11 protein-coding genes and 1 other annotated feature are annotated in these 11,399 nt (G+C 39.8%); of the genes, 4 read left to right on the forward strand and 7 right to left on the reverse strand.

Annotated elements, in window-relative coordinates:
• Window positions 1-593 (forward strand): hypothetical protein (locus ACTH6U_RS01545; protein ID WP_441831426.1); only part of this gene is annotated, 593 nt, incomplete at its 5' end.
• Window positions 594-726: 133 nt separating this feature from the next.
• Here the strand turns inward: ACTH6U_RS01545 and thrC are convergent.
• The 4 genes from thrC to thrL all read right to left on the reverse strand — a co-directional run bounded on the left by thrC (window position 727) and on the right by thrL (window position 5,705).
• Window positions 727-2,022 (reverse strand): threonine synthase, encoded by a 1,296-nt coding sequence (gene thrC / locus ACTH6U_RS01550; protein ID WP_434720718.1) that lies wholly within the window; start codon window positions 2,020-2,022, stop codon window positions 727-729.
• A 3-nt stretch (window positions 2,023-2,025) separates the two neighbouring features.
• Entirely contained in the window at window positions 2,026-2,955 is a 930-nt protein-coding gene (gene thrB / locus ACTH6U_RS01555) for a homoserine kinase (RefSeq protein ID WP_434720717.1), read from the reverse strand.
• Window positions 2,956-2,958: 3 nt separating this feature from the next.
• A complete protein-coding gene (thrA, locus tag ACTH6U_RS01560) occupies window positions 2,959-5,418 on the reverse strand; it encodes a bifunctional aspartate kinase/homoserine dehydrogenase I (protein WP_441831427.1) in 2,460 nt (819 codons plus the stop codon).
• 24 nt (window positions 5,419-5,442) lie between these two features.
• Window positions 5,443-5,563: a sequence feature (Thr leader region), on the reverse strand.
• Window positions 5,502-5,705, reverse strand: a complete 204-nt coding sequence (thrL, locus tag ACTH6U_RS01565) for a thr operon leader peptide (RefSeq protein ID WP_441831428.1) — start codon at window positions 5,703-5,705, stop codon at window positions 5,502-5,504. It overlaps the preceding feature by 62 nt.
• A gap of 993 nt (window positions 5,706-6,698) precedes the next feature.
• Between thrL and arcA the strand changes: the two genes are divergently transcribed.
• A complete protein-coding gene (arcA, locus tag ACTH6U_RS01570; RefSeq protein WP_004905684.1) occupies window positions 6,699-7,415 on the forward strand; it encodes a two-component system response regulator ArcA in 717 nt (238 codons plus the stop codon).
• Between the two features lie 86 nt (window positions 7,416-7,501).
• On the opposite strand, the gene creA is transcribed toward arcA, so the two are convergent.
• Entirely contained in the window at window positions 7,502-7,969 is a 468-nt protein-coding gene (gene creA / locus ACTH6U_RS01575) for a protein CreA (RefSeq protein WP_434720776.1), read from the reverse strand.
• A 208-nt stretch (window positions 7,970-8,177) separates the two neighbouring features.
• Here creA and robA point away from each other — a divergent pair, with 208 nt between their 5' ends.
• The gene (gene robA, locus ACTH6U_RS01580) at window positions 8,178-9,074 is read left to right on the forward strand and encodes an MDR efflux pump AcrAB transcriptional activator RobA (protein ID WP_294108184.1); all 897 of its coding nucleotides are present in this window, start codon (window positions 8,178-8,180) and stop codon (window positions 9,072-9,074) included.
• Window positions 9,075-9,146: 72 nt separating this feature from the next.
• Here robA and gpmB read toward each other — a convergent pair whose 3' ends face one another.
• Window positions 9,147-9,794, reverse strand: a complete 648-nt coding sequence (gene gpmB, locus ACTH6U_RS01585) for a 2,3-diphosphoglycerate-dependent phosphoglycerate mutase GpmB (protein WP_294108182.1) — start codon at window positions 9,792-9,794, stop codon at window positions 9,147-9,149.
• A gap of 52 nt (window positions 9,795-9,846) precedes the next feature.
• On the opposite strand from gpmB, the gene yjjX reads away from it, so the two are divergent.
• Window positions 9,847-10,383 (forward strand): inosine/xanthosine triphosphatase, encoded by a 537-nt coding sequence (yjjX, locus tag ACTH6U_RS01590; RefSeq protein ID WP_294108180.1) that lies wholly within the window; start codon window positions 9,847-9,849, stop codon window positions 10,381-10,383.
• Window positions 10,384-10,706: 323 nt separating this feature from the next.
• Here yjjX and trpR read toward each other — a convergent pair whose 3' ends face one another.
• Window positions 10,707-11,024: a trp operon repressor gene (trpR, locus tag ACTH6U_RS01595; RefSeq protein ID WP_294108179.1), complete on the reverse strand. Its 318-nt coding sequence runs from the start codon at window positions 11,022-11,024 to the stop codon at window positions 10,707-10,709.
• Window positions 11,025-11,399 lie beyond the last annotated feature (375 nt).

Genomic DNA, 11,399 nt, shown 5'->3' on the forward strand with positions numbered 1-11,399 from the left:
ATGGTAGCAATGGTAGCAATGGTAGTAACGGAGCTAATGGTACTAACGGCGAAAATGGTGGAAGTGGTGGAAGTGGTGGAAGTGGTGGAAACGGTGGAAACGGTGGAAACGGTGGAAACGGTGGAAGTGGTGGAAGTGGTGGAAGTGGTGGAAACGGTGGAAGTGGCCGAAGCCAGAAAACGAGTGCTAGCCATGGGGGAAGCGGTCAAAATGGCGGTAATGGCGGTAACGGTGGTAGTGGTACTAACAACAGTCATGGCAGCAATGGTGGCCATGCGCAAGCGGGCAGTAATGGCAATGGCGGAAATGGTGGAAGTGGTGGTATCAATGGGGGAAATGGCGGTTATGGCGGAAATGGTGACGGTCAAGGAAGCGGTGGAAACGGTGGGAATGGATCTGTAGATGGAAATGGAGGGAACGGAGGAGATGGTGGAAATAACGGAGGTCATGGAGGTCATGGTGGTGCAGGCTCCGGCTCTGGAAATGGGGGGAACGGTGGTAATGCAATTTCGGGAGGAGGCCATGGTGGGAAGGGAGGTCAAGGTGGAGAAAATGGAGGAATAAATGGCATTGATGGTGTGAGTTCACATTAATACACCAGTAATAGTTCTAAGTAGATAAGTGATACCACAATATGAAATCATATTATCATCTTTTCGGAAGATGGTTTTATCAGTAAAAACGGAAGCATAAGCTTCCGTTTGATTCTGATTCAAAGATTGATACTTATTGTTTAGGTGCTAATTTCATTAAAAATGCACGTAATTCAGCAAAATCAGAAGGTAAAAAATGAGATAATAATGGTAATTCTGCGCGCTCTGCTAATTCTGCCGGTAATGGAATTTTTTTACCTAAAATTTCTTCCACACTTTCTTTAAATTTCGCAGGATGAGCTGTTCCTAAAAATAAACCGTACTCACCATCTTGCAGTTGATCACGTAAAACGCGATATGCAACAGCAGCATGAGGTTCAGATAAATAGCCTTTCTTATCCAATTCACGAACCGTATCTTTAGTCACATCATCACTCACAACACCATATCCGAGTTCTTTTAGCGACCAACCTTTACGACGGAATAATTCTTCAATGCGAGGCCAATTATTCGGTTGGCTTACATCCATTGCATTAGATAAAGTTGCCTTCGTTTTATTTGGCACCCATTTGCCATCAACAAGAAAACGCGGAACAGTATCATTGACGTTAGTTGCAGCAATAAAGCGTTTAACCGGTAAACCCATTGATTTAGCCAATAGTCCGGCCGTTAAATCACCAAAGTTACCACTTGGTACTGAGATAACTAATTGATCGCGTTTTTCTGCAGGAATTTGAGCAACCGCTTCAAAGTAGTAGCAAATTTGAGCCAGTAATCGACTAATATTAATCGAGTTTGCTGAGTTCAAATATAAAGCCTGTTTTAGCTCTTCATCATCAAATGATTGCTTTACTAATGCCTGACATGCATCAAAATCATCTTTAATCGCCACGGTGTGAATATTTTCACCTAGTGTACAAAACAATTTTTCTTGTAGAGGGCTAATTTTGCCTTCTGGATACAAAATAACGACCTGAACATTTTTCAATCGATAGAATGCATGAGCCACTGCCGCACCAGTATCACCCGAAGTTGCAGTTAAAATAGTCACAGGCTGCTCACCAGCAACTTGACCCAACGCTTGGGCCATAAAACGTCCGCCAAAGTCTTTAAAAGCTAATGTTGGGCCATGATATAACTCAAGAGTGGCTACATCATCTTCGACTTTTTTTACGGGAGCAGGAAATGCAAATGCATTTTTAACGCGCTCAGCAAGGGCTTCTTGCGGAATTTCATCACCGATAAAAGCACTTAAAATTCGGCTACTACGCGTAACAAAATCTAATTTCAACAAAGCTTCAATTTCAGCTTCATTAAATTCAGGAAGATCCTGAGGGAAGAATAGTCCTTGCTGCTTTCCAAGCCCTTGTTTTACTGCTTGCGCGAAGCTGACTTGCTCGTTGTTGTCTTTTAAATTATACAGTTTCATCGTTTACCCTATTGTCCTTGCCCCGGCGAGATCCAAATGGCAGATATGCACAAAGCCTTCATCATTCTGAATGTAATGTTGTTGCAAATAATCAGCCATTTTTTCTGCAATGACTTTATCATCACAAATAGCAAATAATGTCGGTCCCGACCCTGAAATACCACAAGCCAAAGCCCCAATTTCTTTCGCATTTTGGCGAGCTTCAGCAAAGCCCGGCAACAATTGGGTGCGATAAGGCTCTGCGACAACATCCTTGATCATGGTTGCAGCAAGTAATGACTGTTTTGTGTGGCAAGCATGAATAAAACCCGATAAGTAACGGCCATGATTAACAATATCATGACGTGGGTAATTATTAGGAAGAATAGCTCTTGCTTCTGCTGTTGACACCTTAATTCCCGGATACGCCATCACCCAGTACCAATTATCAAAAGCAGGAACAGATTGAGAAATAATGCCCATTTGCTCAATAATTAATTGTAAACCACCTAAATAACAAGGGGCGACATTATCATAATGAACACTACCCGAAATACGCCCTTCTAACTCGCCCATCATATCGAGTAATTGGGTTTGATCGAACGGCTTATCAGCAAACTCATTCAATGCCATCAATGCAGCCACAACAGAACAAGCACTCGAACCTAATCCTGAACCAATCGGCATGTTTTTTTCAAGGATCATGGCAACATTAAGTTGTTTACCAAGGCGCTCGCAAAATAGCTGCCAGCACTGATAGACAATGTTGTGCTCATTTTTTTTAGGGAGCTTAGAAACAAATTTACCTTTATTTGTTAACGAAAAGACCTCAGCGGCCTCAACGCTCACACAGTCACCTAGTAATGAGCCATCAACTGGTGATACGGCAGCCCCAAGCACATCAAACCCAACACTCACATTACCAATTGAAGCAGGTGCATAAACTTTAATCACTTCTTAAACTCCCAATTTCCACGATAGGGTGCGCAACATATCTGCAAATACGCCGGCAGCAGTAACATCATTACCTGCTCCATAGCCCCTTAATACTAAAGGAATTGGTTGGTAATAGCGCGTATAAAAAGCCAGTGCGTTTTCGCCATTTTTTACTTTAAACAGAGGATCGTTACCATCAACGGCAACCATTTTAACCTGACAACGCCCCTCTTCAATAAGACCGACATAGCGTAACACTTTTTCTTCTGCTTCTGCCGCTTTTATACGCTGAGCAAACTGAACATCAAGCTGTGGTAATCGAGCCATAAAGTCAGCCACATTACCTTCACTATTAAAGTCAGTAGGTAAAACAGGTTCGATTTCAATATCATTCAACTCTAAATCGTAACCCGCTTCACGCGCAAGAATGAGCAACTTACGCGCCACATCCATACCCGATAAATCATCACGAGGATCTGGCTCTGTAAAACCTTTTTCTTTCGCCAGAGTCGTTGCGTCTGATAACGACATTCCTTCATCCAGTTTACCGAAAATAAATGACAAGGATCCTGAAAGAATACCGCTAAAATGCACGAGTTCATCACCCGCATTAAGCAAGTTTTGCAGATTTTCAATAACCGGTAATCCAGCCCCTACGTTAGTATCATATAAGAATTTACGTTTTGAATTCTCTGAAGCCGCTCGTAGTTGATGATAATAATCCATTGATAAAGTATTGGCTTTTTTGTTTGGTGTGACGACGTTAAAGCCATCTTTTAAGAAATTAACATACTGCTCTGCAATTTCTTGATTCGAGGTACAATCAATGATCACCGGATTTAAAAAGTGATATTCACGTTCCAATCGGATCAAACGACTCAAACTAAAAGGTTCTTTGGCTTGCGCTAATTCATCTTTCCAATTAGCGAGATCAATACCTTGCATATTCGTTAGCATCGCTCTTGAATTAGCGATACCACAGACACGCAAATCAATATGTTTTTGCTTCAACCATTGTTGCTGACGACGAATTTGCTCAATTAATGCATTACCTACGCCACCAACCCCGATGATAAATGATTCAATAACTTGCTCAGCATTAAAAAGCATTTGGTGACAAAGTCGTACCGCTGTTGTCGCAGATTCATTGGCAATAACCGCTGAAATAGAACGCTCTGATGAACCTTGAGCGATTGCAACAATATTAATATTTCCACGAGTCAATGCAGAAAAGAAACGCGCAGAAATGCCTTTCAACGTACGCATTCCATCACCCACGACTGAAATGATCGATAATTGCTCCATCACATCAAGCGGCTCTAATACATCATCTTTTAGCTCTAAATAAAACTCTTCTTCAAGCGCTGCACGTGCGCGACGTAATTCACTTTGTGGTACACAAAAGCTAATACTATATTCAGACGATGATTGGGTAATCAGCACGACCGAAATTCCTTTGCGTGACATCACAGAGAAAATACGTGCAGCCATGCCAACCATGCCTTTCATTCCAGGGCCTGATACGTTAATCATCGCCATATTATTCAGGTTAGTTATCCCTTTAACCGGCGTACTGTCATCGGTTTGGCCATTACCAATTAAAGTGCCTGGTGCGCTTAGATTAGTGGTATTTTTTATGAGGCAAGGAATTTGGAATTGGGCAATCGGTGCAATAGTACGAGGGTGGAGAACTTTAGCGCCAAAATAAGAAAGCTCCATCGCTTCTTGATAGGACATTCCCTTTAACAATCGGGCATCAGCAACAAGACGTGGATCGCAAGTATAAACGCCATCAACATCAGTCCAGATTTCACAGCAATCCGCACGTAAACACGCAGCTAGCACTGCCGCCGAGTAATCCGAACCATTACGTCCAAGTACCACCAATTCACCTTTATCATTACCAGCAGTAAAACCGGCCATTAAAATAAAATGATCTTTAGGGATATTTAATTCAGCAATACGTTTAGTTGATTCATTAATATCGACGGTAGATTCAAGATAATGTCCCTTAGCCAGTAAACTTTCTACTGGGTTAATGACCGTGACCTTGTGTCCACGTGCACTCAGCACAGATTCCATAATAGCAATTGAGAGTTTTTCACCACGACAGATAATAGAAGCGTTAATGCTATCAGGACATTGACCGAGAAGAGTAATACCATGCAGTACTTGTTTTATTTGTGCGAATTCTTGTTCAGTGAGTTTTTTTAAACGATCATAATCAAAACCTGGCTGTTTCTCTTTTAGTCCTTTCAAGAGGTTAGCAAAAATCATTTCTGCATCATTCACATGCGTGATGACATCCTGACCTTCAACTGTTTTTTCAATCATAGCAACGAGATGGTTGGTAATTTTAGCTGGTGCTGAAAGCACCAGAGCGACTTGTCCATCAGCAAGTTTACTTTCAGCGATGTCAGCTACATTCAGTACCCGTTCATCATTCGCAACTGAGGTACCGCCAAATTTAAGCACACGCATGGTATTTCTCTCCTGAATTAACACCAAAAAAAAGCCCGCATCTTGTTGGATGCGGGCTTTTTCATTTTTATTTTTTGGATGCGTCAGCCCGCCCCGTTTCCTGTGGTTACGGTGGTGGTAATAATAATCGTAGTCAGGCTGAAATTACGCATATGAATTCTGTTTGTCTCTTGTTTCATTAAGTTTCTCCCTATACGGTTAAAGCAATTACCACAATATGTCAAATTTATTTGCGCCAAATCACATTGAAACCCAAGTATTCTTAGAGGGGAATCATCTAGTAACATGATTAACGATAAAATAAAAAACAAAAATAAATTAAAAATTTGAAGTTAAAATTCAATCAATGCAAAAATAACAAGATATAAGTCCATTTGAATTTCGCCACCCTTCACTGGTTAATAAACAAACAATTCATCCTTTTATTTCTTTAATCTCTCTTTTTTAAGAGAGTCTAAAAAACACAAAAAAAGACCTCATTTATTGCAAAGATTATCAAAAATAGTTATTCAATAAACAAAGATTAAAGCTTCAAAAATCAGCCTATTTATTAAGCACAAACACAGACCAACTGTTGTACTAATAAATTAATACTAATAATTCAAATCGCGGGACGCTACATCATCTAAGAAAGAGGAGCACTTCAAGTAAATAGTTATTAAAAAAATGTAAAAAAAAGAGTTTTAAATATAAAACACTGACCCCATCCAACTATTAATCATAAAAAACCAATCAGACCTAATTTATTGCTATTTAAAGTCAATAATCTGTAAAATAACCTCTTTCTTTACAAAAACACGATCAGCCAAAATTTGAGCCAAATCACAAATTCGATATAATTTATAATACTATATTTACGCGCTTTGTGACTTAACCGTTTACTTTCAACCTGAAGTAGAAGCCTCTACCAAATTCTTGCGATAATTTTAGTGATAATCTGATACCTAAATGCAATGTTGATTTATATAATTATCTTCCTAACAATTTTTGTTAACGTGCTACAATTGATTTTGATATGTATCAACAAAAGTTAGTTTTTTAGGTGGTAAATGCAGTATTAGCTGTTATATTGCTGTTAACAGCCCAATATTGGGAAAGTGCTTATATTTTGGTTCGTTTTTTGAATCATTTGCCCGGAGAGGCAACATAAAGTCGCTGTTGAATTTAATGACAAATTTATACTCATAAACGTATTTATTCAGAGAAAAATATTAATAACCACCTAACTGAAAACGGCTTGTGAGTTCAGTATTTCTATTTTAATACTTTAGGTAGCAACTATGCAGACCCCACACATTTTAATTGTTGAAGATGAAATTGTCACACGCAATACGCTGAAAAGTATCTTTGAAGCTGAAGGCTATGTGGTTCATGAAGCCACTGATGGCGAAGAGATGAATAATGTTCTATCTGAACATGACATCAATTTGGTTATCATGGATATCAATTTACCAGGTAAAAATGGTCTTCTTCTCGCACGTGAATTACGCGAGCAGGAAAGCATTGCTTTAATGTTCTTAACTGGCCGCGACAATGAAGTTGATAAAATCCTTGGACTTGAAATTGGTGCTGATGACTATATCACCAAACCATTCAACCCTCGTGAACTCACTATTCGTGCTCGTAACTTGCTTTCTCGTACTATGAATCTTGCTGGCGGTACAGAAGAGCGTCGCCTAGTTGAAAGCTACAAGTTCAATGGTTGGGAATTAGATATCAATAGTCGCTCTTTAGTTAGCCCTGCTGGTGAACATTACAAATTACCGCGTAGTGAATTCCGTGCGATGCTGCATTTTTGCGAAAATCCTGGAAAAATCCAAACTCGTGCTGACTTACTGAAAAAAATGACTGGCCGTGAATTAAAACCACACGACAGAACGGTCGACGTAACTATTCGTCGTATTCGTAAGCATTTTGAGTCTACACCGGATACCCCAGAAATTATTGCTACCATTCATGGTGAAGGTTACCGTTTTTGCGGTGATTTAGACGAGTAATTAATAACTTCTTAAAAAACCGGCTTAATTGCCGGTTTTTTTTATTTAACACTAAAAAATATATTGGTGATCCTTTTTGGTAAATATTACCACGGCATAATCGGGACTGCGCTGATAGCATTTTTAGGAGAACCATCAATCATTTTATCTGAGTAAGTTAAGTAAATTAATGCATTACGTTTTGGGTCGTAAAAACGAACCACTTGCAGTTTTTTGAATACTAAAGATGTTCGTTTTTGAAAAACAACGTGAGGTTTCTTTGGCGAACGCTTAACACGATCGCTCAGCTCAATCGGTCCAACTTGTTGACATGAAATTGCCGCGTCCGATGTATCTTCCGCTAAACCCAATCCACCTTTTATCCCACCCGTTTTAGAGCGGCTAAGGTAACAAGTGACATTCTCAACATCAGGATCATCAAATGCTTCAACTACAATTTTATGATCAGGCCCAAAAACTTTAAATACGGTATCCACTGAACCAACTTCTTCTGCAAGTACAGTGACGGGTAATATGGATAAAAATGAAGCTAATACAATGTTTTTTAGACTCATTTTTTTTAATATGGAAAAACGCATACTGGATTTCCTTTTCAACTTAAAACGCTTTATACCTTAACAATTAAAGGCGCAATCATTCTCTTTTGTAACAAAATACCAAATACAACTCTTTTACTATAAACGAAAAAGGTAACTTGATATAGAATAGCCACCTATAGATAACTCATATCAGTTTTATGAGTAGCATTGGCTGGGGATATACATGGATCAAACTAATATTATTCGCGATCTCCTACGCTGGATCGATGATAACCTTGATAAACCATTATCACTTGATAATGTTGCCGCTAAAGCAGGTTATTCTAAATGGCACCTGCAAAGAATGTTTAAAGAAATCACTGATCAAGCTATCGGTGCTTATATCCGAGCCAGAAGACTTTCTCGTGCGGCAGTCGCTTTACGCCTCACAAGCCGCCCTATTCTTGATATTGCTCTTCAGTACCGCTTTGATTCGCAACAAACCTTTACCCGCGCATTCAAGAAACAATTTAATCTAACACCTGCATTTTATCGTCGTAGTGACGAATGGTGTGCAACAGGTATTTGTCCACCGATTATTTTAGATAATCATAAACATGTCGATCACGAGTTTGTTCAAATGCCTGAACAACCACTAGTGGGCTTAGAACAAAGTTGTTCTTATGCATTAGAAGAGTGGTCAACAGCTTGTTCACAAATGCGTCAATCTTTTTGGCACTATTATTTAGATCACACCACAAAAGTGGCTTCTGAAGTTTTTGGTTTGCATCATGCAATCCATAACAAAGAAAAAGAAGATGAGCAGACTGTTTTTTATACGACAGCAGTAAGACCTGAAGATGCGAGTTTCAACACGACACAATACAGCCACCTGAGAATTCCTGCGGGCGAATATGTGAAATTTACGTTTCGTGGTGAGGCAAATCGGGGCGCTCTGCAAGAGTTCTTATATCAAATTTATGGCGTTTATATGCCGAAATTGAATTTAACGCGCCGGCCCGGTTATGATATTGAACATTATAGACTTAAAGATATAAACATGAATGAAGCACGAGATGATGATCCGAAATCACATATTGATGCCTTTGACTATTATGTCCCAATAAAAATAGCGAGCTAATAATAAGGAGTTTCAACATTATTGAAACTCCTTATTTTTCATTGAATTATTATTTACCGATTTTTAATCTCACTAGCCTTGCTGCTCATCCAAAGAAGGCTGTGTTAAATGAGTCACTTCTCCTGCCGTTTCAACAATCCATCCACTTGCCAACCAAGGGCTATTTTGGTAATCCACTCGTGAAAGTGAGCAATTACGAAGACGTAAGCGTCGTTCTGAATATGCAGGAACACCTAGAATTCGGCTCACTAGCGTACTAAGGGCAATGCCATGGCTCACAAGAAGCGGGCGACTCCCTTTGGGTAAATCACGACAACAATCTAGCGCAGCGAACATGCGAGTATAAAGTTCTTCCATTGACTCGCCTTCAGGAATACGACCACCCTGAGTGCCATCAATAAGGCTTTTACGCCACAATTCTTCCTCTGATGTCAGCGATTCTATTGAACGTTGTTCAAGAACACCCATATTTAGTTCACGCAGACGCGGTTCTGTGATAATTTCACATCCACACTCATCAGCAATTATTTGTGCAGTTTCCAGTGTGCGTCCCATATCACTAGTGATAATATGGGTAATACCTTCCGACTTAACTCTTTTAGCTACTTGTGTAGCTTGTTGACGTCCAGTAGCCGTCAGAGGGCTATCGGATTGACCCTGTATGCGACGTGCGACGTTCCATTCAGTTTCGCCATGGCGAACAAGATAAACCTGTAACATAGATGTGTTCCATTATTACTTTGCGAAGTATGTGTTCAAAGGAAAATAATTAATGTACCAAGTTATAGCTGCAACGACTAATCCTGCCAAAATTAAAGCGATTCATCTTGCTTTCGATGCTGTTTTTGGGCCTGGCAGTTATCAAATTGAAGATATTAATGTCGATAGCAGCGTTCCACAACAACCTATCGGTAATAATGAAACCCGTACAGGTGCAAGACAGCGCGTCATGGCATCAAGACAAGTTCGCCCAGAAGCCGATTTTTGGGTTGGGATTGAAGCGGGTATTGAAGATGATATGACATTTGCTTGGATTGTTATCGAACACAAGCAAATACGAGGGGAATCCCGTTCTGCAAGTATTATGATCCCAGAAAAAATTCTCGCTGGAATTCGTGAAGGTCGCGAACTTGGCGATGAAATGGCATTCTTAACAGGGATTGATAATATCAAACAGCAAGGTGGGGCTATTGGCTTTTTCACCAATGGCGTACTAACACGCACAAGCGTTTATCAGCAAGCCTTGATACTGGCATTGGTTCCCATTAAACACGAAATTTATAAAGAGCTAAACCAGATAGAAGATTAATTATACCCTAATTAATTCAAAATGCATGTAGGCAAAAAATTTCCCAGATTCGATGATTGATCAAAGTATGGTTCGCCATACTTTTTTTATTCTCTCGTTTTCCCCATCCTTCAATGTAATTTATCTTTTTAAACAGTATCGTTATAAATAAAACTCAAAATAATTTACTTATAGATAATTTACTTATAGATAATTTACTTATAGATAATACTCAAAATAATTCGGGCTGTGGCTAGGCGGCAAGTAAAACTAAGCCCTAGGAGCATATGACTAGGGTTAGTAAGCGTAGCCAACAACGCCACAGCGCGAAGTATGAAGAGTATTTAGAGAAGTTGTGATTCGAGCCATACCTTGACGCCTAACGGGGCTGACTTCAAACTATTCGAGCCACGGGTAATGGTCGCAATCCCTACTCCAAGCTCATTTTTCAGCTCGCGTTGACTCATTTCGCCACGCATCAACTCTTGCACAATCCTGACTCGAGTTGCTAATGCAGTGCGCTCATCAGGAGTCAATAAGAGTTGTAGAACCGATTGTTGAATATTTTGTTCAAATGCCAGTTGCAATAAATTCACAAAGCGTTGCCAATCAGCATTTTCATCGGCAGTCAGTGCCGGATCGTTCTGGTGTTCTGTCGTCATTATCTCACTCACCCATACTATTTAACTAGTACAAATAATAACACAGTATTTTGATAAATCACCCACCAAACGAAAAATACCCAAAAACTATGCACTCAATAATCAATAACTCGTAATCAGCAATCAGCAATCAGCAATCAGCAATTTTTTCATTTAAAACTTCAATCCTCTAAATAATTCGTGTTGTGGCTAGGCGGCAAGTGAAACTAAGCCCTAGGAGCATACATAAGTATGTGACTAGGGTTAGTGAACGCAGCCAACAACGCCACAACGCGAAGAATGACGAGGATATCAAAACACTAAGCCCTAGGAGCATACACAAGTATGTGACTAGGGTTAGTGAACGCAGCCAACAACGCCACAACGCGAAGAATG

Source organism: Providencia sp. (genome assembly GCF_052096715.1).
Classification (GTDB): Bacteria; Pseudomonadota; Gammaproteobacteria; order Enterobacterales; family Enterobacteriaceae; genus Providencia.